18 protein-coding genes and 1 riboswitch are annotated in these 22,526 nt (G+C 37.5%); of the genes, 13 read left to right on the forward strand and 5 right to left on the reverse strand.

Translation table 11 applies throughout. The features are described 5' to 3' along the window. Nucleotides 1-19 precede the first annotated feature (19 nt). Genes AC4D4B_RS16120 through AC4D4B_RS16130 form a run of 3 tightly spaced genes read left to right on the forward strand, consistent with a single transcriptional unit; the run spans nucleotide 20 to nucleotide 3,655 of the window. Nucleotides 20-1,552 carry an ABC transporter ATP-binding protein gene (locus tag AC4D4B_RS16120; protein WP_490997076.1) on the forward strand — a complete coding sequence of 511 codons (1,533 nt, stop codon included), beginning with the start codon at nucleotides 20-22 and terminating at the stop codon, nucleotides 1,550-1,552. Continuing rightward, nucleotides 1,545-2,696 carry an ABC transporter permease gene (locus tag AC4D4B_RS16125; protein WP_490997075.1) on the forward strand — a complete coding sequence of 384 codons (1,152 nt, stop codon included), beginning with the start codon at nucleotides 1,545-1,547 and terminating at the stop codon, nucleotides 2,694-2,696. The genes AC4D4B_RS16120 and AC4D4B_RS16125 overlap by 8 nt, the downstream gene beginning before the upstream one ends. Next, nucleotides 2,696-3,655, forward strand: coding sequence for an ABC transporter permease (locus tag AC4D4B_RS16130; RefSeq protein WP_490997074.1), 960 nt, complete (start codon nucleotides 2,696-2,698; stop codon nucleotides 3,653-3,655). Before AC4D4B_RS16125 ends, AC4D4B_RS16130 begins: the two co-directional genes overlap by 1 nt. Nucleotides 3,656-3,937: 282 nt before the next feature. Here AC4D4B_RS16130 and AC4D4B_RS16135 read toward each other — a convergent pair whose 3' ends face one another. Next, complete coding sequence (locus AC4D4B_RS16135) at nucleotides 3,938-4,429, reverse strand: DinB family protein (RefSeq protein ID WP_490997073.1); 492 nt, start codon at nucleotides 4,427-4,429, stop codon at nucleotides 3,938-3,940. Between the two features lie 456 nt (nucleotides 4,430-4,885). Beyond that, nucleotides 4,886-4,990, forward strand: a riboswitch (purine riboswitch). Nucleotides 4,991-5,072: 82 nt separating this feature from the next. Here AC4D4B_RS16135 and ade point away from each other — a divergent pair. Further along, on the forward strand, nucleotides 5,073-6,782 hold the full coding sequence (gene ade, locus AC4D4B_RS16140; protein ID WP_490997072.1) for an adenine deaminase: 1,710 nt from the start codon (nucleotides 5,073-5,075) through the stop codon (nucleotides 6,780-6,782). Nucleotides 6,783-7,279: 497 nt separating this feature from the next. Here the strand turns inward: ade and AC4D4B_RS16145 are convergent, their stop codons facing one another. The 3 genes from AC4D4B_RS16145 to AC4D4B_RS16155 form a co-directional block, all read right to left on the reverse strand. Beyond that, on the reverse strand, nucleotides 7,280-7,648 hold the full coding sequence (locus AC4D4B_RS16145) for a hypothetical protein (RefSeq protein WP_490997071.1): 369 nt from the start codon (nucleotides 7,646-7,648) through the stop codon (nucleotides 7,280-7,282). 54 nt (nucleotides 7,649-7,702) lie between these two features. Then, nucleotides 7,703-8,662, reverse strand: coding sequence for a HAMP domain-containing sensor histidine kinase (locus AC4D4B_RS16150; protein WP_491000511.1), 960 nt, complete (start codon nucleotides 8,660-8,662; stop codon nucleotides 7,703-7,705). A 110-nt stretch (nucleotides 8,663-8,772) separates the two neighbouring features. Further along, nucleotides 8,773-9,444: a response regulator transcription factor gene (locus tag AC4D4B_RS16155; protein WP_490997069.1), complete on the reverse strand. Its 672-nt coding sequence runs from the start codon at nucleotides 9,442-9,444 to the stop codon at nucleotides 8,773-8,775. Between the two features lie 300 nt (nucleotides 9,445-9,744). Between AC4D4B_RS16155 and bsh the strand changes: the two genes are divergently transcribed. The 6 genes from bsh to AC4D4B_RS16185 all read left to right on the forward strand — a co-directional run bounded on the left by bsh (nucleotide 9,745) and on the right by AC4D4B_RS16185 (nucleotide 15,930). Continuing rightward, complete coding sequence (bsh, locus tag AC4D4B_RS16160) at nucleotides 9,745-10,743, forward strand: choloylglycine hydrolase (RefSeq protein WP_491000512.1); 999 nt, start codon at nucleotides 9,745-9,747, stop codon at nucleotides 10,741-10,743. Nucleotides 10,744-11,150: 407 nt separating this feature from the next. Then, the gene (locus AC4D4B_RS16165) at nucleotides 11,151-11,522 is read left to right on the forward strand and encodes a DUF956 family protein (RefSeq protein ID WP_490997067.1); all 372 of its coding nucleotides are present in this window, start codon (nucleotides 11,151-11,153) and stop codon (nucleotides 11,520-11,522) included. Between the two features lie 419 nt (nucleotides 11,523-11,941). Next, nucleotides 11,942-12,910: a mannose/fructose/sorbose PTS transporter subunit IIA gene (locus AC4D4B_RS16170; RefSeq protein WP_490997066.1), complete on the forward strand. Its 969-nt coding sequence runs from the start codon at nucleotides 11,942-11,944 to the stop codon at nucleotides 12,908-12,910. Between the two features lie 43 nt (nucleotides 12,911-12,953). Continuing rightward, on the forward strand, nucleotides 12,954-13,757 hold the full coding sequence (locus tag AC4D4B_RS16175; protein WP_490997093.1) for a PTS mannose/fructose/sorbose transporter subunit IIC: 804 nt from the start codon (nucleotides 12,954-12,956) through the stop codon (nucleotides 13,755-13,757). 18 nt (nucleotides 13,758-13,775) lie between these two features. Further along, nucleotides 13,776-14,687 (forward strand): PTS system mannose/fructose/sorbose family transporter subunit IID, encoded by a 912-nt coding sequence (locus tag AC4D4B_RS16180; RefSeq protein ID WP_490997065.1) that lies wholly within the window; start codon nucleotides 13,776-13,778, stop codon nucleotides 14,685-14,687. Between the two features lie 226 nt (nucleotides 14,688-14,913). Further along, entirely contained in the window at nucleotides 14,914-15,930 is a 1,017-nt protein-coding gene (locus AC4D4B_RS16185; RefSeq protein ID WP_491000513.1) for an oxidoreductase, read from the forward strand. A gap of 99 nt (nucleotides 15,931-16,029) precedes the next feature. Here AC4D4B_RS16185 and AC4D4B_RS16190 read toward each other — a convergent pair whose 3' ends face one another. Beyond that, a complete protein-coding gene (locus AC4D4B_RS16190; RefSeq protein ID WP_490997063.1) occupies nucleotides 16,030-17,058 on the reverse strand; it encodes an HD domain-containing protein in 1,029 nt (342 codons plus the stop codon). A 447-nt stretch (nucleotides 17,059-17,505) separates the two neighbouring features. On the opposite strand from AC4D4B_RS16190, the gene AC4D4B_RS16195 reads away from it, so the two are divergent. The 3 genes from AC4D4B_RS16195 to AC4D4B_RS16205 all read left to right on the forward strand — a co-directional run bounded on the left by AC4D4B_RS16195 (nucleotide 17,506) and on the right by AC4D4B_RS16205 (nucleotide 22,420). Then, entirely contained in the window at nucleotides 17,506-18,483 is a 978-nt protein-coding gene (locus AC4D4B_RS16195; RefSeq protein ID WP_491000514.1) for a tRNA dihydrouridine synthase, read from the forward strand. A gap of 281 nt (nucleotides 18,484-18,764) precedes the next feature. Beyond that, on the forward strand, nucleotides 18,765-20,426 hold the full coding sequence (locus AC4D4B_RS16200) for a M4 family metallopeptidase (protein ID WP_491000515.1): 1,662 nt from the start codon (nucleotides 18,765-18,767) through the stop codon (nucleotides 20,424-20,426). Between the two features lie 587 nt (nucleotides 20,427-21,013). After that, nucleotides 21,014-22,420, forward strand: a complete 1,407-nt coding sequence (locus AC4D4B_RS16205) for an MFS transporter (protein ID WP_491000516.1) — start codon at nucleotides 21,014-21,016, stop codon at nucleotides 22,418-22,420. Nucleotides 22,421-22,526 lie beyond the last annotated feature (106 nt).

Below are 22,526 nucleotides of genomic sequence, written 5' to 3' on the forward strand. Positions count from 1 at the left end.
GTGATAAAGGAGAAGAAAGATGTCTGATTATATTGTAGAGATGAAACATATAACCAAACGATTTCCTGGAATAGTAGCGAATGATGATGTCTCTATCGGCATAAAAAAGGGAGAAATCTTCGCCTTACTTGGAGAAAATGGTGCTGGTAAATCAACGTTGATGAGTATGCTGGGTGGCATGTATGAACCGGATGAAGGCGAAATCTATATCCGGGGTGAGAAAGTGAATATCAGCTCACCTAACCATGCGGCGAAGCTCAATATAGGGATGGTCCATCAGCATTTCAAACTGGTATCAGATTACACGATTACAGAGAATATTATTTTGGGAATCGAGCCAATCAGAAAATTTGCAGGTCTCTTTCCATATGTGGATATTCGAAATGCCAATCGAAAAATTGAAGAACTGTCCAAAAGCTTTGGCTTAGAAGTGGATCCTACAAAAAAAATAGCAGATCTGAACGTTTCCATGCAACAACGAGTGGAAATTCTTAAGGTACTTTATCGTGAAGCGGATATCCTTATTTTTGATGAACCGACTGCAGTCTTAACGCCGCAGGAAATTGAATTCTTGCTGGATATAATCAAAGGACTGCGAGACGGTGGGAAAACGATCATATTAATTACACATAAGCTGGAAGAAATTAAGAAGGTGGCCGATCGATGCGCCGTATTGAATAAAGGCAGATTAGTCGATGTCCTGGATGTAAAGACAACATCGGTTAATCATATGGCTCAATTAATGGTAGGCAGAGAGGTAAACTTTGAAGCTGAGAAACTACCTGCTGAGTTTAAAGAGGAAGTATTAAAGGTAGAGCATCTAACCGTTAAAAATGAAGATGGGTTTGAAGTAGTGAAAGATGTATCCTTTACCATTCGCAGCGGTGAAATCTTTGCCATTGCAGGGGTTGCAGATAATGGACAGGTTGAAATAGCGGATGCAATAGCTGGACTAACAAAAGTCAGCAACGGAACTATACATCTTAATGGCAAGGATATCACGAATGAAACAATAAGAAGCAGAACAGAAGCAGGTATATCGTATATCCCTGAAGATAGACAAAGCTTTGGCTTATTTTTGGATTTCGATTTAGCTACTAACCTAGCATTAAAGCAGTATTATAAGGAGCCTTTTTCTAGTAAGTGGATGCTAAATAAAGAGGAATTCGAGCGATCTGGCAGTGAGTTGATTGATAAATATGATATTAGAAGCGGACAAGGCGTCAAAACGCAAGTTCGTTCGATGAGCGGCGGTAATCAGCAAAAAGCCATTATTGCTCGAGAAATCGAATTACAATCACCTCTTATGATCTTCGTTCAACCAACACGGGGAGTAGATATTGGCGCAATCGAAAATATTCATAAGATGATCATTCAGGAACGTGATCGTGGAAAAGCGATTCTCCTTATATCATTGGAGCTAGATGAAATTATGAATGTAGCAGATACGATAGGAGTTATCTATAATGGCCAACTTCAAAAGATTGCTAGCAGAGAGTCATTAACGACCAATGAAGTCGGTGAATATATGATGGGGGCAAAGCATGAGTAAAGATAGAAAGAGTAATAACTTACGTAGTAGTCTTATTCGGCTAATAAATAATGAGAAGTGGCAATCAATCTCCATTCCATTAGTCGCCATAATTATAAGTTTTATTGCGGCAGCTATTGTCATACTTTTAATGGGTAAAAATCCTTTGCAGGCGTTCTACAACTTATTTCAAGGGGCAGGAATTTTACCGAAGCCATTTTATGCTGGCTATAAAAGCATGCTGACTGATTTCATGAGTTTGCTGAACGCGATGACGCCGCTTTTATTTGCGAGCTTGGCAGTTGCTGTCGCATTTAGAGCGGGTCTATTTAATATTGGGGTTGCCGGTCAAATGCTCGTCTCTGGTTTTTTTGCGACGATTATTGTCGGCTACAGTGGCTTGGATGCGGTAATCGCAAAGCCGCTTGTTTTACTGATTGGTATAGTCACAGGGGGACTAATGGGAGGATTAGTTGGGTGGCTCAAATATAAATTTAACATCAATGAAGTCGTATCTACGATTATGTTGAATTATATTGCTCAATATGTCATTAGCTTTTTTATTCAAATGTATTATATTGATCCAGTCTCAAGGCAATCTAAATATATTTCTGAAGCAGCAAGATTAACATTGGCGAATGTTGAAATAGGGGCCTTGAAAATGGATATTCCGTTAGGCTTTGTTTTGGCCATCATTACCGCTATTTTAATAAAGATCCTCATGGACAAAACGGTTGTTGGATTTGATATTAAAGCGGTAGGCTCCAACCGCAATGCAGCAAAATATGCGGGAATTAATGTAGGAAGAAATACAGTCCTGGCAATGGTTATATCGGGTAGTTTGGCTGGACTTGCCGGTGTCACATATTATTTAGGTTATTACGCTTCTATACAACCAAAGGTATTGTCAGACATCGGCTTTGATTCCATTGCTGTAGCCCTATTAGGAAACTCTCATCCAATTGGTGTTATTTTTTCATCATCTTTAATATCAATCATTGATCAAGGAAGCACGTATATGAGTTCACAGGCAGGCATTAGACAAGAGATTTCTTCTGTGATCATCGGGTTGATCCTTTTATTTAGTGCATGTGGTGTATACCTGAAATATAAAATTAGCCGCATGAATGAAAAAGCAGTGGAACGAAAGGAGAGTAAATCATAATGGATACAGTACTTATTGATGGTCTATCCTTTGCTTTGCCTCTTTTTATTATAGCAATTGGCGGTATATACAGTGAAAAGAGTGGTATTACCAACTTAGCACTTGAAGGATTTCAAGGTTTTGGGGCATTCATCGGGGCGCTGTCAGCTGTATTAATCGCAAATGCCTTTGGTACAGATATTCAAGATTTGTTTTACGTAGCGTTATTATTTGCTATGCTTGGCGGGATGGTTTTTGCCGTTATTCACGCTGTACTATGCATTAAGTTTAAGGCAAACCAAGTTATCAGTGGTGTCGTCATTAATATACTGGCGTTGGCTTTAACAACATTCTTAACGACACAAATCAATGCGCTTGTCTTCGGAACTGCTTCGGACAAGTTCCAGTTAGGTGTCATGGAGCGGTTTACTATTGCTGGTTTAGCCGATATACCAGTAATAGGTGCAATCTTTACGAATGTGTATCCGTTTGAAGTAATTATCATCGTGATTGCCATTTTTGCTTGGTATCTTTTATATAAAACAAAGTTCGGCATGCGCTTAAGGGCGTGCGGGGAAAATCCTCATTCCGTGGATGCAGCAGGTGTAGATGTAGCGAAAATCAGGTTTACAGCAGTCTTAATATCAGGTCTATTATCTGGTCTGGGCGGCATGTGTTTTGCCTATTCCATTTCAGCTAACTTTTCTTCCAGCATTTATATGGGATATGGATTTTTAGCGATTGCTGCATTAATTTTTGGTAATTGGAAGATTGTCCCGACGCTAGCTGCGTGTCTTTTGTTTGGTTTTGCGAAATCTGGTGGAGCTTTTATTGCTCAATCAATGGCATTGCCAAGCAGTTATACTGATTTATTTATGATTTTGCCGTATGTATTAACATTATTGTTATTAATCTTCTTTTCTAAATCAAACCGTGCTCCGAAAGCATTAGGTGAGATTTATGACAAAGGAAAGAGATAAATAAATTTACTAAGCAGTTTCCATGGGCTAACATGTTAAATTTGGTTAACGAAACGTGTGAGTATCGATAAATTACGGTTCAAGATAATGCACACTCTTATCGTGCGTCGACATAAGGTGGAAATATACCTAGTGTGTGGGCATACAGTCCACATGTGGATAGTGTAGCAAAGCTTATAATGAATAAGGCAGCAGCCCTCATTGGGGGCGCTGCTTTTTTCGGTTTCTCACAATGAACAAAGCTGTATTTAATGTGAATTATCTTATCTGATTGTCAGGTACCTACCAAATGCTATCCCAAGAGGATTGCAACTTTCGCAATAGAACAATTTGGCCGATATGATATGAATCGTGCATCATGATATTGCTGAGTAAACGCTCAATAGAGTACCTGTTAGCTGCATACAATGTTTTTAGCTTTTCATCCTCAAGGTCCGCAATGACCGTTTTTAATTTATTCATGACTTCAATAAGGCGCTGCACTGTCTGGACCCATCTGATTTCGTCTTCTGGATCTCCTGGATTTCCGAAGGTTTCTTCATTGTTTTCTGGCTTCTGCGGATTCTCGGTTCCCTTAATTCGATGGATTACATCTTCATTCCAAAATATCAAGTGGTTGACAATTTGCCAAATCGAATTGCTGTTTCCCGAACTTCGCCATGCCGCCTCAGCTGCGGTAACTCCATGAAGTGCCTGATTCATGGAAGCAAACCATTCATTCTCATGGCAATGCATGTCGAGTTGTTCTAAAAACAATTTAGTTACGACTTGCATACTACCAATCTCCTCCCTGTTTGGGATCATTTTTTAAAGTTAAAAGATAAGTAAAAAGCTGACGATAATAAAATCCTATAATCTATTTAGCAAAAAGCCACTCATACGCATATAATTTTGGACTGCTGGCTATATAAGGACGAATGTATTCTAAATAAAATGCTCTATACATTTATTTTGAGAATACAACCAAACTATAACACTCTGACTTTATTCGGCGCATCCAGCATGTATTCCTTCCACATAACAAATAAAGTTCTTATATATGGGATAGGTAGGCTATGCTTAACAAATTCCTCATAAATCTACGATTATTCCTGGTGATAAAAGCTATTGATTCCATACCTGGAAGTTAAAGATTAAAATAATTCATAAGAATAAATTTAGTAAAAATATTTCATTGACTATCAATGCATGTGTTGTTAGAATGCAAAAAAGGTTTACGAAATAAAAACAGTTATATTATAAAAATAAACTCGTATAATCTTGGAAATATGGTCCAAGAGTTTCTACAAACTAACCACTTTAATTAGTTCGTCTACGGGAATAGATACGTACAGAATGTATAGTAAACTGCTATTTTATTTATACATCCTTCTACTTTCTTATTTGTCCCGCTGAGCACAAAATGAGGAGGAATAAGATGAAAACCCCAAAACAAATCAAATCCCAAATATTAGCAGCAAGAAATATCAGTTTACCTGAGTTAGTTATTAAAAATGTTCAAACAGTAAATGTGTTTACGGATGAATTGGAGCGTGTGGATGTTGCCATTCACAATGGTAAGTTCGTAGGTATCGGCCATTATAATGGTAAAAAAGAAATCGATGGCACTCCATATACAATGGTTCCAGGTTTAATTGATTCACACGTCCACATCGAATCTAGTATGCTTTCTCCTTCTCAATTTCAAAAAGCTGTTTTACCGCGAGGAATTACGACTATTATCACAGATCCCCATGAAATAGCAAATGTCCAAGGGTTAAAAGGAATAGAATGGATGTTAAAAGACAGTGAAAACTGCCTATTGAATTATAGCTATCAACTGCCTTCCTGTGTCCCGGCAACTTCCTTTGAGGACAATGGAGCAACTCTGACGGCAGAGGATCTTGCGTCTCTTTATAATCATAAGCTTGTGCTTGGCTTGGCGGAAGTGATGGATTTCCCCGCAGTATTATCCGGTCAGGAAGATATAATATCAAAGCTGTCCGGGGCAATTATCAACAATGTTCCGATTGACGGACATGGTGCTGGTTTAAGCGGGAAAGATATTAATGCCTATTTGACAGCGGGTATTACAACGGATCATGAATGCGTAAAACCAGATGAAATGATTGAACGCGTCAGACGAGGTATGTATGTGATGCTTCGCGAAGGCTCTGCTGCCCGCAATCTTCATGATTTGTTAGCCGGCTATAGTAAAGAGCTTTCGCATCGTTTAATGTTTTGTACAGACGATAAGCATATAGATGATTTATTGGAAGAGGGAAGTATTGATTATCATGTACGTGAATGCTTAAAGGCTGGAATCGATGTATATTCTATTATGAGAATGGCATCCCTTAATGCGGCTCAATGCTACAATCTAAAAGGGAAAGGGGCAATTGCTCCTGGCTATGATGCTGATTTTATTTTATTGAATGCAATAGAAGAATTTGATATACATTCTGTTTGGGTAAACGGCATCCGTTACGAAGAAAAAAACGAGCAATTGAAAGAAGCACCTTTTGAAAATACCGTGATATTGGGAAGCTACTCAAAGGAGCTTTTACATCTGCCATTGACTTCTGATGTAGCAAGGGTAATTGAAATTATTCCTAACTCGATTGTGACGAAAAAAGCTCAATACAAGGTACCAGCTGTCAATGGCCTGTTTGTGCCAACTGAAGAAGAGGATTTCGTAAAAATGGCTGTAGTCGAAAGACATAAAGGTACAGGAAGTGTAGGAGTCGGTATTGTAAAGGGCTTCTGTCTGCAAAAAGGAGCTATTGCTACAACGATTGCTCATGATTCGCATAATATTATATGCATCGGAAAGAATGATGAAGATATGGATGTCGCTATCAGGCAGCTTGAGAAAATTGGCGGAGGTATTTCGATTGCTTGCAATGGAGAGACAATCGCTTCATTATCATTGCCTGTTGCAGGATTAATGACAACCATCTCACCTGAAGAATTAAATCATCAATACAGCCAACTGCTGAGTGCACTTTCATCACTTGGCATCACGGATGAATTTTCACCTTTACTAACATTATCCTTCTTGGCCTTGCCAGTTATTCCTTCGTTAAAGCTTACGAATCAAGGATTGTTTGATGTTGATTCATTTACGTTTGTAGATGTAAGTGTATAAATTAATTGGAGGGTCTCTCTAAAGTCTTCAATGATTTTTGAGAGGCCCTTCTTTGTTTGTGCAGGTGCGTATGAATCCTCCCCAGTAAATTTGTTTAAAATATCCATTGGATGGAGCACCTGTATATATAACTAATTCAGTGAAAAAGTGTCGCTAAGCTTAGAAATGAGGCAGTAGCCCTCCGTAATAAGGGAGCTGCCTTTTTATATTAGAGAATGCAGTAATTATTGGATAACTATATAAGGTTGATTCCACAAACCTAGTGTAAGTACATATCCTGCTGCTGCACCCATCAATAATGTAATAAAAGTCCTTTTGTTTTCCATCTTGTAATATCTCCTTTGTATACTTCATTTGATAGTTGTATTTTACCTATTTGATGTTTGCAAATTGCAAAAGAAATGTTTATTAAATGTTAAAATGAAAAAAATATTATCCATATATAAAAGAATCCTATAAACGATTACCGTTTATAGGATGTTATACTTCCATTATGGCTATTTTAATAAATCCTCGCTCAAAGATAGTATCTGTGGTGCTAGTTTTTCTCGTTTTCTTTTTGTTATTTTCACATATATGGGATAGGCAACGCTTATTAGCACAATTCCTAAAAAACCTACAATTATTCCTGGTATGAAAAGCTGTTCATCCCATACTAGACAGCAGCTCATACCTATTCCAAATAATAATGTTCCTATAAGGCCTGACATAATGGCCAAGATTGTTCCTGGTCTTTCTGCACTTTTATCCAAATTTCGTAACTGTTCGAATGGATCATCTTCCTTTTTCATATATTTCTTTTTAATAGCTTCTATTTCTGACTGCCTTTTTGCAGAATATGTATACTCAAATTTACTATTTTCCATCATTGTCATCCATTCCTGATTTATATTTACGCATAAGATAATATTTCTATCATTTTATTCGATTACGTTCTCCTTTAAGTAGACAGTAAACGTGCTTCCTTCTCCCGTTGTACTTTGTACATGAATATCTCCACCAACTATATCAATCACTTTCTTTACCAATGCTAGTCCCAAACCGTTTCCTTGCGTAGCATGGGAAGTATCCCCCTGATAAAATTTTTCGAAAATATGCTTTCCTGTTTCAGGGCTAATGCCACAACCGCTGTCGCTGACTTCTACAAATGCAGTAAGTCCTTCTTTTTTTACCTTAATACCAACAGTTCCGCCATGATCCGTAAACTTTATCGCATTTGAAAACAGATTGTTCCATACTAGACTTAACAGTTCGGCATCTTCGTGTATGAAAATATCTTCCTCTAAATCGGTTTCAATATTAATGTTCTTACTTCCCCATGATTGTTCAAACAAAAGTAAACATTCGCAAATCTGTTCTGTTAAATTATAATGTTTTCTCTCCGGAAAGATTTGTTGATTTTCCAGGCGATTTAATTTCAATATATTTGTAATCAGACCAGATAATCTTCTTGTCTGCTCGGTAATGGCCTTTGCATATTCTACCTTCTGTTTTTCAGAAAGGGAATGTCCCTGAAGCAGCGTTCCATAATTTTGGATAGCCGCAAGGGGAGTCTTAATTTCATGAGAGACATTTGAAATAAAATCTGTTCGGAGAGTTTCTACTCCAGATAACTCGATAGCCAGTTCATTAATCCCTTTGATAATTGCATCGAATTCATTGCTGCTGTTTTCATTTCTAATATAGGGAATCTGTGTGTTGAAATTGCCGGACATTATTTCATCCAGACCTTCCTGAATCCGTGCTATTGGTTTTCTTACCATCAAGGTACGGCGAATTTCATCAATCACACTGAAAATAAATGTGAGAATGATAACGTTTAAGAAGGTAATGGGAACAGCTTCTTTCATTTCTTCCGTCGTCAAATCAACCCAATGCAAAAACAATACCAGATTGCAGGTAACTACAAATGCTATCAGTATAAAAAATATTAGGAATCTCCCAAAATTAAATAAAAACTTTTTCCTATTTCTTTCATCTGTTGTAATTCTCATTTGAGCACCGTCTTATATCCTAATCCATGCACGGTAACTATTTCAAAATCATTGCACGCAGAAAACTTATCTCTCAATTTTGTAATATAAACATCCACTACACGTGGTCCTGACTGAGATTCGGCACCCCAGAATTCATCCATCAACTGAGTTCTTGTAAATGTTTTCTTCGGGTATGACAACAGCTTATACAATAATTTGAATTCTCTTACTGTCAGATTGATTTCTTCCTCGTTTAAATAAGCTGAGTGCTCTTCAATATCAAGCCTTAGCTGGCCAATCTCGATTTTTTTATTGGATGCAATTTTTGCCCTGCGGAGCAATGCTTCTAGTCGAAGGAGTAATTCATCCAAATCGACAGGTTTAACCATGTAATCATCTACACCGGCATGGAATCCTTTTCTTTTTGATTCGAGATCTTCCTTTGCTGTCATAAATAACATTGGAATATCATTGTTCAATTCCCTCACAGACTTGGCAAATTCAAATCCATCAATCCCCGGCATCATTATGTCAGAAATAATTAAATCAAATATATGGTCAGTCATCGCATCATAGGCATCATTGACATTCTGAACACCTTTAGCTTGATAGCCGTTTAGGTTCAAATAAGTACAGACGGTCTGATTTAAATTTTCGTTATCTTCTACTACTAATATTTGAAACATATGTATTCTCCTAGTTGTATTTTTGACATTATAGCATGTGATTGTTTACGAAATGTTAACGTATTATTAAAACGTCTAATAGATAAATAAAAGATATGCTATAAGAACCATCAGAAGAAGAAATTGGTCTATTGTTGACTGATACTAATGAGAGCCTAATCTAGAGCCTTTAAACAAAACTGATTCCATAATGATTACCACGAGAACATAGCTTGTATAAAAATTAAAAAATGCAGAAAAATATAGTGGATGATAGATGGTTATTTTTGAATATCTGATCTTTTGTAAGATAAAAATGAGGTGACTAATATTTGTACTGGATTAAGCATTCAATCTCAAGAGGGTAAGTGGTTTTTTGGAAGGAATATGGACTTAGCATATTATTTCAATCAAGCAGTTATGATTATCCCAAGAAATTATCAATATGAAGATAGAGTCACAGGTAATATGGTAACCAATAAGCGGGCTATCATTGGAATGGGGACGGTTATTGATAATCATCCTCTTCTGGCGGATGCTATGAACGAAGTTGGCCTAGCCTGCGCAGGATTAAATTTTGAAGGGTACGCGTACTTTGAGAAAGAACCGATTGAGGGGAAAAATAATATTGCACCCTACGACTTTATACAATGGGTCTTATCAAATCACGAAACAGTAGAAGAAGTTAAACGTGGGATTGAGCATCTAGAACTTGTGGATTGCCCAATCAATGAAAATACGCCTGTTTCAATGCTTCACTGGATGATTGCAGATAAGACAGGAAAGGCTATTGTGGTAGAAAAGACAAAAGACCGCTTGACTGTACATGACAATCTAATAGGAGTTTTGACCAACAACCCTACCTTTGATTGGCATTTAACTAACTTGAATGAGTATTTACATTTGACACCGATTTCACCAAAAGAAACAAAATGGGGTAAGCAAACATTAAAGGCACTAGGCATTGGAGCTGGAACATTAGGGATACCCGGAGACTTTGCTTCCGTTTCCAGATTTGTAAGGATAGCTTATATTCGTACACATATGCCTAAAATTGAAGGAGATATTCACTCTATTACTCAATTTTTTCATATGCTGGATTATGTAAAAATGGTTAAAGGTGGGGTCCTTACAGATGAAGGATTAGAGGATGGTACAACCTATTCCTCTTGTATGGATCAAGAAAAAGGTGTTTATTACTATAGAACGTATGAAAATAATCGTATCAATGCAATCGATATGCATAAGGAACAACTAGAGGGGACAAATCTTAAAATCTTTAAATACCTCACAAACCAGGATATCAACTATCAGAATTAGGTTCACTAAATTCACGAGCGTAATGTTTCATGTTTCTCGTAACATATTTATGTTTAAAGGCAGTCTGTCCTCACCGAATAGGGCGCTGCCTTTTACTGTTTCCAGTTTGGATTTATCGATATGTATTGTCTCCGGATATGTATCTCAGCTATGCAAGCATTCTCTTGGCAAATGGTGAAGGAGTTGAGGTGTTACTGTCTAAAGATTCTTCAATTAGTGATTAGTTTCTTTTATTATTTCAATATAAGCTCAGTTAGTATCATCAGAAGAATATCCTCTATCAATCATCTACTGTTTAGTTCTATCTATGAAGATGGTTTTTCTATGATTATTAACTCTATTCACTTAAAGTGAGAAAATGCGTATAATAATGAATATTAAAAGAGAGAAATGGAGTAGTATATCAAATGGTTCAATCAATCAATACAAAAGATGAGTTAGTTATTGATGCGACCTCACATAACGGGCTTCCTGAATATGGAAAAATCATGATTGGTGACAAAGGATTTGAATTCTTTAATGAACGTGATGCTCGTAAATTTATTCAAATTCCTTGGGAGGAAGTTGATTATGTGATTGCTTCTATCATGTTTAAAGGGAAATGGATTCCGCGTTATGCTATTCAAACTAAACGAAATGGGACATTTACATTTTCCTCAAAGGATTCAAAAAAAGTTTTACGAGCCATTCGTGAACATGTTGATCCTACTCGTATGGTTCAATCATTAAGTTTCTTTGATGTAATCAAACGTAGTGTGAGTAGTATATTTAAAAAGTAATAGTTCACAAAAAAGATGAGTTGGAAGAACTTATCTTTTTTTGTCGAAAAAAAATTCCCTGATAAAGAGACTTTGGACATAGAAAAATTTAATCCTGCTTGAAAGCGAATTATTCGGCATGCTATAATCACTAAGAAAGTTTATTGAAATTTTCGAAAAGCTAGTCTAAATAACCATCTCCTTTATTTTTTACGCGATTCTACTTCGATCAGATGTAAGTAAAAAGTATTGATTGATGAAGAGAAAAAAGGGGTCTTTTTACCTGAAACTTCATTTAATCACTTTTTTTTATGTCTTTTTTTGTCGAATAGAGTCGTTTTAGATGGTTGGAAAACACATCTATAGAAATCTATAAATATAGAAATAGACGTGTTTTACTGTATTAGTTGCTTGTAACAATAATAATAGGAGGTTAGAAGATGGTAGGGATTATCATTGCTAGTCATGGTGAATTTGCGAATGGTCTCTTGCAATCTGGAGAAATGATCTTCGGAGTACAAGAAAATGTAAAAGCTGTTACATTGATGCCGAGCGAAGGACCTGATGATGTAAAGGCAAAAATGAAAGATGCAATTGCCTCTTTCGATAACCAAGATGAAGTCTTATTCTTAGTCGATCTTTGGGGTGGTACTCCTTTCAACCAAGCCAACAGCTTGCTTGAAGAACATCAAGACAAATGGGCAATCGTTGCGGGTATGAACTTACCAATGTTGATTGAAGCTTTTGCATCTCGTTTCTCAATGGAAAAAGCTCATGAAATTGCCGCTCATATTTTGGGCACTGCTAAAGAAGGGGTTAAAGTAAAACCTGAAGATTTAGAACCTGTTGCAGAGGTTAAACCTACTGATAAACCTTCAACAGCTGGTGCACCTGGTAAATTTGAGTACGTGTTAGCTCGTATCGACTCTCGTTTGCTTCACGGACAAGTAGCGACTGGTTGGACTAAAGCAACAAATCCTACTCGTATCATCGTTGTATCTGATACCGTAGCTAAGGATGATCTTCGTAAGAAATTAATCCAACAAGCTGCTCCACCAGGTGTAAGGGCACATGTTGTTCCTGTACATAAAATGATTGAACTGGCAAAAGATGATCAACACTTTGGCGGTCAGCGCGCATTACTTCTTTTCGAAAACCCGCAGGATGCACTTAGGGCGGTTGAAGGCGGCGTTCCATTAGAGACAATCAATGTTGGTTCTATGGCACACTCACCTGGTAAAGTTCAACCGAATAAGGTGTTGGCATTCAATCAAGAGGATATTGAGGCTTTTGCTAGTTTAAAAGAGCGTGGTTTGAAATTTGATGTACGTAAAGTTCCGAACGATTCAAAAGGCAACATGGACGAGATTATCAAGAAAGCCCAAGAAGAGTTAAACAAACAAAAATAATCATGATTATCACGAAAAAAAGGGAGGATAAATCATTATGGATTTGACTATTATTCAAATAATATTAGTCCTTTTCGTAGCATTCTTAGCCGGTGTAGAAGGAATTTTGGATGAATTCCATTTCCATCAGCCAATTATTGCATGTACGTTAATCGGCTTAGTTACAGGAGAACTTGTACCTTGTCTTATCTTAGGCGGTACGCTTCAAATGATTGCTTTAGGTTGGGCGAATATTGGAGCAGCCGTAGCACCAGATGCTGCGTTAGCATCAGTTGCATCTGCTATTATTTTAGTTTTAAGTGGACAAGGTCAAGATGGAGTATCTTCTGCAATCGCGATTGCAGTTCCACTTGCAGTTGCTGGACTTTTATTAACAATTATCTGTCGTACGATTGCAACAGCATTTGTTCACTTTATGGATGCTGCTGCCGCAGAAGGAAATATCAGAGTAGTAGAATTTTGGCACATCGCTGCAATTTGTATGCAAGGTTTACGTATTGCAATTCCAGCTGGATTAATTTTAGCCATTGGTGCAGGTCCGGTTCGTAACTTGCTTGAATCTATGCCAATGTGGTTGACAAATGGTTTAGCTATCGGTGGTGGAATGGTCGTTGCTGTCGGTTATGCAATGGTTATTAATATGATGGCTACAAAAGAAGTATGGCCATTCTTTGCAATTGGATTCGTATTAGCAACTGTTACAGAAATCACACTTATTGGTTTAGGAGCTATCGGTGTGGCTCTGGCACTCATCTATTTAGCTCTTTCTAAACAAGGTGGTTCAGGTGGTAATGGCGGAAATGGTAATACAGGTGACCCAATAGGCGCTATTATTGATAATTACTAAGAAGGAGGAGGACAGAAAGTGGAAAAAGAATTGAAATTATCGAAAAAAGATCGTATTTCTGTTTGGTGGCGTTCAACCTTCATTCAAGGTTCCTGGAACTATGAACGAATGCAAAACGGTGGTTGGGCGTATGCAATGATCCCAGCTATTAAAAGATTATATAAAACAAAAGAAGACCGCTCTGCTGCACTAAAACGTCACTTAGAGTTCTTTAATACTCATCCATATGTAGCTTCACCTATACTCGGGGTAACTTTAGCGCTTGAAGAAGAACGTGCAAATGGTGCACCGGTTGACGATGTAGCTATTCAAGGTGTTAAAGTCGGTATGATGGGACCTTTAGCAGGTATCGGGGATCCAGTTTTCTGGTTCACGGTTAAGCCTATCCTTGGTGCGTTAGCAGCTTCTCTTGCTATGACTGGTAATATACTTGGTCCAATTCTTTACTTCGTTTTATGGAATCTTATTCGTATGGGATTCACTTGGTATACACAGGAATTTGGTTACAAAGCAGGATCTAAAATTACAGACGACTTATCTGGCGGATTGCTTCGAGACATTACTAAAGGTGCCTCGATACTCGGGATGTTTATCCTCGGTGCATTAGTAAACCGTTGGGTATCAGTTAAGTTTACGCCAACTGTATCTTCCGTTCAGCTTGATGAAGGTGCTTATATTGATTGGGATAAGTTACCTGCAGGAGCAGAGGGAATTAAAACAGCGTTGGAACAACAAGCTGCTGGTCTCTCATTAAGTGATGTTAAAGTAACAACTCTACAACAAAATTTAGATAGTTTAATCCCAGGCTTATCTGGATTGCTATTAACACTTCTTTGTATGTGGCTGCTTAGGAAGAAAGTATCACCAATCGTGATGATTCTTGGATTGTTCGTCGTTGGTGTTGTCTTCCATGTACTAGGCATCATGTAAAAATAAATTTATAAAGCTTGTTCAGACTTATACAAAGATTATAAGACTGTTAAACAAATAGGGAAGCACCTCCTGAAATTGAGCGAATCATTTTCAGGGGGTGCTCTTTATATACCGCCAGAAACTTGATCATTACTACTATATACATATCAATGGAAACCATTTTGAATTAAACTATTGCTTAATAGAAGATATTAAGTATAAATTTATATTTTAGGAGGCTGCCATGCTTACAATTGGCTATATTGGAAATGGGAAAAGCACGAACAGATACCATTTACCGTTCGTCCTGCAAAGAAAGAATATAAAGGTAAAGACAATTTATCAAAGGAATCCTAAACATGAAAGCTGGGATCGGATTCCAGGGGTCACTTATACATCTGACTTAGATCAACTGTTAAATGATAAAGATATACAACTCATTGTAGTTTGTACAAAACATGACAGTCATTATGAATACGCCAAATTGGTATTAGAACATAATAAACATTGTTTAGTTGAGAAGCCTTTTATGGAAACCTCCGAGCAGGCAAAAGAAATATTTGCAATCGCGCGTGAGAAGGGACTAATTGTTCAAGCTTACCAAAACAGACGCTTTGATAGTGATTTTTTAACTGTTCAAAAGGTTATCGAAGAAGGGAAGCTAGGAGACCTGCTAGAAGTAGAAATGCATTTTGACTATTTCCGTCCCGAAGTACCAGAATCCACTACTACTTTCGAACCTGCTATGTCATTTTTATATGGACATGCATGCCATACATTGGATCAGGTTATCAGCTATTTCGGCAAGCCGGATCACATCCACTATGATGTTAGGCAATTATTGGGGCAAGGCAGAATGAATGATTATTTTGATTTAGATCTATATTATGCTGAATTGAAGGTTACTGTAAAATCCAGTTATTTTAGAATTAAAGAAAGGCCTAGCTTTGTAGTTTACGGTAAAAAGGGATGCTTTGTGAAAGCAACGAAGGACCGCCAGGAAGAACACCTAAAATTATTTTACATGCCGGATAACAAGGATTTTGGAGTAGATACGCTAGAACATTATGGTGTACTGACGTATGTTGATGAAGAAGGCACCATCCATGAAGAAAAAGTGAAATCGATAAATGGTGATTATGGGTTAGTGTATGATGATTTATATGAAGCCATTGTGAATGGTAAAGATAAAACTATTACAGATGAACAGACACTGCTGCAAATGGAAATATTAGAAACTGGGATTAAGAATTTAAAATAAAACTATATGATAGGGGCAGCCCCCAATACCGCACACTATGTTGGTATTGGGGGCTGTTCACTTTTATTGGCAAACACAGCTGTATGTGATCACATATCTTTATTGATCTTTTAGCTCGTAGAGAGCCAGAAATGCACATTCTATCGCGCGCAAAGTATGGGCTGGAATTCCGCCGCCCATATTGTTCCACAGATCAGCGAATAGTCTCGGACTATGACCTTCACGCAATAGCTTTTTAGCGTATAAGACGATCATATTCGGGTCGCGTTGATGGCGTAACATGCACATAGGAGACGGATAGTCTTCACGGAGTCTATTTTCCATCTCAAGAGCTTCCCTTTTCGAAATGGCAGTCAGTGCCGGCTGAATTTTTTCCCATTCATCGAGCATAATGGGTATCCATTGGCAATTGTCCTCATGATAGAAATAAGTCTCCTGACCATTGGTCTGATAAATAATCTCTGCACCTTCGTTAAAGTCACGATAATAGGTTACGAAAATATCCGTATACAGATTGGAAATCTCCCAATACATATCATATTCATGCAGGGGCGCAAATGCATCAATTAGCTTACTGTAATACCAGCTCTGCTGCTCTTTTCCACGGTTGAACCTGGTCCAGAGTTCGTCTCCGCATTCAATATAGTCTGCTTTAATACTGCGCAGATTGGATAGTTTGTCCGCGCAGGCAAGTAAGAGCTCTTCAAAGCTAGCTGACTCTGTCATGTAGTCGATGGTATGCTGCTTTCGCTCTTCCCAGCTGCGTGATTTGTCCTCGCTGTTTGACTGAATAAGGGACAAAACCAGAGGACCAAATTCACTTTCAATTGCTTCGGAAGTCTCGTCTGTATCTTCCAGAACGTCATGAAGCAGGCCGGCGATAATCAACGCAGTATTACAACCGGCAGAGGTTAAAATCTGGGCAACCTCGAATGGATGAGAAATATACGGAATATCCGTTCCTTTACGAGTCTGTCCCTGATGTGCCTTTGTTGCGAAGAGAATTGCTCGATGCAGGATAGCATTTCCTACCCATTTATTTGACGTATATAGTGCACACTCTTCATTTGCCTTTTCGACATCAGGTATCTTTTTAAGCTTAGATGAATCTATCCTCTTTTCCGTCATTGAGTTCCCTCCTTCTTTTCCTCTATATAGTTCATGATATATTATATAAAAATAATTATAACATCTATAAGCTGAGACTGATGAGGAATAAAATCAGGTGAAATGTCGTCTATTTGATTTCTTCTGTTCTATTCCAATAATATCTTGGTTCGCTTAATAGAAATTATTCAGATCAGCAATTTAATATCTTAGTAAAATTCTTTGGGAATATGCAGTAATGGGTATGAACAAGGATAATGTACTTTGGCAGTGACCAAGGCTGGGCCTAATTTTCCTGGTTTTCTTTGTACTTTTTGTTCATAATAAGGAATAATATGTTCAAAATTTCTATAGTTTGATAAAAAGTGCCTAAGCATGCTATAAGTGTAAAAGAAGATTATTTCTGTTTAGTTTTGGGATAGATTTTAATATGATATCCCATTTTAATGAGAGGATTGGAATTCGAATATGAAAGAAAATTTTTGGCGTGATTTACCACGACCTTTTTTTGTACTGGCACCCATGGAAGATGTGACGGATGTTGTTTTTCGCCATGTCGTGAGTGAAGCTGGGAGACCTGATGTGTTTTTTACAGAGTTTACAAATTCTGAAAGCTATTGTCACCCTCAGGGAAAAGAGAGTGTACGTGGACGTTTGGCCTATACAGAGGATGAACAACCGTTGGTAGCCCATATATGGGGGGACAGGCCTGAAAACTTCCAAAAAATGAGTATTGGTATGGCGGAGTTAGGGTTTAAAGGCATAGATATCAATATGGGATGTCCCGTACCCAATGTAGCTGACAACGGGAAGGGAAGTGGCCTGATCTGCCGTCCCGAAGTTGCAGCCGATTTAATACAAGCAGCAAAAGCAGGGGGATTGCCGGTAAGTGTGAAAACACGGCTTGGTTTCTCTGATATAGACGAATGGCGTGATTGGCTGACACATATATTGAAGCAAGACATTGCTAATCTTTCTATTCATCTGCGTACACGAGATGAAATGAGTAAAGTAGATGCTCACTGGGAGCTCATTCCAGAGATTAAGAAACTTCGCGATCAGGTAGCGCCTGATACACTTTTAACAATCAATGGGGATATCCTTGACCGTGAAATGGGATTGAAACTGGCTGAACAATACGGTGTAGATGGAATTATGATTGGGCGTGGTATTTTTAAAAATCCATTTGCCTTTGAGCATGAGCCAAAAGAACATAGCAGTAAGGAATTGCTGGATCTCTTGAGGCTCCATTTAGATCTCCATGATAAATATTTAGACGTAGTAGCTCGTAAGTATACACATCTTCATCGTTTCTTTAAGATCTATGTCCGTGGATTCCATGGGGCTGGTGAATTAAGAAATGAATTGATGAATACGAAGTCCTCAGATGAAGCGCGTGCATTGATCGATAAATTTGAAGAGCTTAATGGGATGGACGAAAAGTAAGAAGCATTCGAATGAGAAAATTGTTGCTACTTCTCTATAGTAGAACGGATTTCATATCTGTATGGTATGTTATGAAGTAATCCTAATCTTAAAATAACCCTTGGAACTGCGTGATTTCCGCATGTCTGAGGGTTTTTTCCTTTAAAATAATTGATTGCTGTTTCTAGTATTGTAGGATTAACTATCTATCGATTTAAATATTTTAATAATTCAAATTATTCATGATATTATTCTTCCTCCGCTTTATAATGAATAAAATAGAGTTTAGTGGAGGGAATATATTGAAGAAAAAATTGATAGTACCGGTACTTCTAACATCCGCTATATTAGTAGGCTCGATTCCAACTGGAAGTGTATTTGCGCAGCCAGTTAATTCGAAAGCAGTTAGTAAGGAGTGGAATGAGAGGGCTAGCGTTCCTTTATTCGTGAAGGAGCGGTTTGCTGAAAAATATTCTTCTAGTACTCCTTCCAATGCTTTGGATTATTTGAAGAATAGGCAAGGGAAGACTGGAATCAGTAATCCAGAGAAAAATTTGAAGGTAAAAGATGTACAAAAAGATGAACTGGGTATGACACATATCCGCTTTAATCAAACGGTAAATGGAGTAAAGGTTGAAGGGTCAGACATTATTGTTCACTTTAATAAGGATGATGAAGTTGAATCTGTTAATGGAAGAATGAATCAGACACTTAGTGAATCAAAAGTGAATACAGCCGTCTCCTTAAGTGTTGATAGCGCAGTAAAAGCAGCCTTATCCTCTGTTAAAGCCCCTGAAGAGCTGACATATGAACCTACTGCTGAATTGGTCGTCTATCCTTTTAAAGAAGAAAACCATACAGCCTATAAAGTAAATGTTAACTTTATGGGTATGGAACCTGGAAACTGGTTTGTCTTTGTAGATGCACAAACAGGTGAGATAATTGATCAGTATAACGCCCTCATGCATGCCGCTGAAAGAAAAACGCAAAAGGGTACAGGAATCGGGGTACATGGAGAACGCAGAGAACTACATATTACCCGAGTTAAAGAAAAGAATTCTGGTACTAAGTTTTCGTTAGCAGATTACGCTCATTCCAATTTAGAAGGAATTGAAACATACGATGCCAAAAACGATAACACTTCCAGTAATGATACGCTATATGTAGGGAATTCAGCTTCATTTATCAAAGACTACGATCGTGCAGCTGTCGATGCGCACTATAATTCCGAAAAAGTATACGAGTATTTTCTAAACGAGCATGGCCGTAATTCTCTAGATGGAGAGGGAATGGCGATTATATCTAAAGTCCACTATGGCACCAATTATAATAATGCTTCCTGGAACGGACGTTGGATGACCTACGGTGATGGAGATGGAGAGTTTATGATTTCTCTGGCAGCAGGACTTGATGTAGCTGCTCATGAAATGACCCATGGTGTAATTTCTCACTCAGCTAATCTGGTTTACCGGAATCAATCAGGTGCACTAAACGAGTCTTTTGCTGACGTATTTGGTGTACTAGTTGATGATGGTGACTGGGAAATGGGAGAGGATATTATGGCACCAGCTGCTAAAGCTGAAGGGGTGACGGTATTGCGCAGTTTAAGTAATCCTAACAGTGTAATTGTCAGCAACGAGCAAAGAAGAGAATATAGCACAAATGGAGGTGTCTATCCAGACCATATGGATGAGTTCTACCATATGCCGACTTCCGTAGATGGCGGTGGTGTTCATGTTAATTCCTCTATTACAAACCATGCCGCATACCTGATTGGTCAAGAACTTGGAAGAGAGAAATTGGGGGAAATCTACTATCGAGCTTTAACGGTTTATTTAACCTCTAATTCAGATTTTAGCGATGCGCGGAACGCAATTGTGCAGTCTGCTATTGATTTGTATGGTGAAGGCAGCGAGGAAGAGGCAGCCGTACAATCTGGTTTTGATGCGGTGGGAATCTATTAAATTATCCCGATGATTTGAAGGAAAGTTAGTTTATATTTATTCGCTCCCTTAAACGATGAGTTTAAGGGATTTTTTATGTGAATATAAACTACTAGCTTCAAAAATTAAAAGCAAATGAGTTGTAGATTATATAAATTGATTGTTTAAAGGGGAATGATAGAAATCAATAGTTAAAAGGTTAAGTCCTATAGTAATTTTTGTATGATTAAGTTCATTTTACGAAGTGTATATATTCTTAAATTTAACAAAAAGATTTGAAATGTGTAAAAAGTTTAAAAAAGGGGTTGGCATGCAATTTAAAACATGCTAGCATACTAGTATGGATGATAATAGAGTTTATTTTATTGGCGATTAATTTGTGAAATGTTGAGCAAGTTTATGTGAAGTATTGTGCATTATTAATATGTAATATTGGTTTGCGTGTAATTAGAACTTATAGAAGGGCTATAAATACTTATTTGAAAACATAAATTAAGCTCAACTGATTTTAGATCAAATTTGAAACCGTTTGCAAATTAGTGTCCAAGTGGATAAATCTAGATCCATTACATTTAAAACTATTATTAGAGTGCTGGAGGAGAAGTGAAATGGGTGAACCACAAGTAAAAACGATTTCTGATCTACAAGAATCAACTGTAACACATCGTCCTTTTGGTATGAGGGACAAAATTGGTTATTTGATGGGCGATTTTGGAAACGATTTCTTCTTTCTATTAGTAAGTGCTTATTTAATGGTTTTCTACACAGATATATTCCATATCAGTGCAGCTACTGTAGGGGTACTGTTCATGGTGGCACGTCTGTGGGATGCCGTTGCTGATGTAACGTGGGGGCGTTTTATTGACACAAGACCAGCAACTAAAAACGGAAAATTTAAACCATGGATTTTGAGAATGTCTTTCCCACTTGTTTTTTCAGGAGTCTTGATGTTTGTAACCATTCCAGGAATGAGCGATGGCTTTTATATGGCTTGGGCTTTTGTTACATACATTGTTTGGGGAACATTATACAGTACAGTAAATATTCCGTATGGATCAATGGCATCTGTTATTACAGATAACCCAGATGAACGTACAACTTTATCCACTTGGAGAACAGCTGGTGCAATGTCAGCTAGTTTGATTATTAACGCAGTTGCTCCATTAATCGTGTTCGTAGATAACCAAATCGATGCGAACCGTATGTTTATGGCGGCATGTATTTTCGGTGTTCTTTCAATCTGTTGCTATATGACTTGCTATAAACTATCAACTGAACGTATTACAGCACCAGAGGGAACAAAAGAAACAGGTAATATGAAAGCTACGGTTAAAGGATTAGTTAAAAACAAACCATTACTTTGGATTTTGACAGCTTCATTATTACTTATGATGAATACAATGCTTATGGGGGCAGTTAACGTTTATTTGTTCAAAGACTATTTCACAAATGCAGCTGCATTAAGCCTTATGGGAGTTGTTCAGACAGCCGGTACATTTGTAGTAATGCCATTTGTGAAACCACTAGTTGCAAAGTTCGGTAAGAAGGAATTATCATCTGTAGGGATGTTAATGGCAACAGTAGTTTACTTGGTTTTATTCTTTATGAAAGATTTAAGTGCTATGCAGTTCATTGGTATTGCTACACTTGGTATGATTGGATTAGCTTTCTTTAATGTTGTCGTTTGGGCATTCGTAACAGATGTTATCGATTACCATGAATTATTGACTGGCTTACGTGAAGATGGAACCGTTTACTCTATCTATTCATTCGCGCGTAAAGTTGGTCAAGCAATTGCCGGTGGAATCGGTGGTTTTGCCATAGGTCTTGTTGGATACAATGCTGCCAATAGTGTACAAACTCAAGGCGCTCTTGATGGTATCCACATGTTAGCCACTTTAGTGCCAGCCATTGTCTTCGGGTTAATCTTCCTTATCTTAGTATTTTTATACCCGCTAAATAAGAAACGTACAGATGATATGGTTATTGAATTGAATGCTAGAAGAAATCAATAATCCCTATAGATAAATAGTAGTCATTAAAAGAAGATAGCTGATGATTCATTAGTTATCTTCTTTGTATATAAATTGATAATAAGCTTGTTAAGCGCTGATAGTTAAG

It is taken from the genome of Pradoshia sp. Z6_59, from assembly GCF_058267515.1.

What these genes read in the sequence shown, in the direction of transcription:
- AC4D4B_RS16120 (WP_490997076.1), top strand. Translation starts at nt 20, where the DNA reads ATGTCTGATTATATTGTAGAGATGAAACATATAACCAAACGATTTCCT.
- AC4D4B_RS16125 (WP_490997075.1), top strand. Translation starts at nt 1,545, where the DNA reads ATGAGTAAAGATAGAAAGAGTAATAACTTACGTAGTAGTCTTATTCGG.
- AC4D4B_RS16130 (WP_490997074.1), top strand. Translation starts at nt 2,696, where the DNA reads ATGGATACAGTACTTATTGATGGTCTATCCTTTGCTTTGCCTCTTTTT.
- AC4D4B_RS16135 (WP_490997073.1), bottom strand. Translation starts at nt 4,429, where the DNA reads ATGCAAGTCGTAACTAAATTGTTTTTAGAACAACTCGACATGCATTGC.
- ade (WP_490997072.1), top strand. Translation starts at nt 5,073, where the DNA reads ATGAAAACCCCAAAACAAATCAAATCCCAAATATTAGCAGCAAGAAAT.
- AC4D4B_RS16145 (WP_490997071.1), bottom strand. Translation starts at nt 7,648, where the DNA reads ATGGAAAATAGTAAATTTGAGTATACATATTCTGCAAAAAGGCAGTCA.
- AC4D4B_RS16155 (WP_490997069.1), bottom strand. Translation starts at nt 9,444, where the DNA reads ATGTTTCAAATATTAGTAGTAGAAGATAACGAAAATTTAAATCAGACC.
- AC4D4B_RS16165 (WP_490997067.1), top strand. Translation starts at nt 11,151, where the DNA reads ATGGTTCAATCAATCAATACAAAAGATGAGTTAGTTATTGATGCGACC.
- AC4D4B_RS16170 (WP_490997066.1), top strand. Translation starts at nt 11,942, where the DNA reads ATGGTAGGGATTATCATTGCTAGTCATGGTGAATTTGCGAATGGTCTC.
- AC4D4B_RS16185 (WP_491000513.1), top strand. Translation starts at nt 14,914, where the DNA reads ATGCTTACAATTGGCTATATTGGAAATGGGAAAAGCACGAACAGATAC.
- AC4D4B_RS16190 (WP_490997063.1), bottom strand. Translation starts at nt 17,058, where the DNA reads ATGACGGAAAAGAGGATAGATTCATCTAAGCTTAAAAAGATACCTGAT.
- AC4D4B_RS16195 (WP_491000514.1), top strand. Translation starts at nt 17,506, where the DNA reads ATGAAAGAAAATTTTTGGCGTGATTTACCACGACCTTTTTTTGTACTG.
- AC4D4B_RS16205 (WP_491000516.1), top strand. Translation starts at nt 21,014, where the DNA reads ATGGGTGAACCACAAGTAAAAACGATTTCTGATCTACAAGAATCAACT.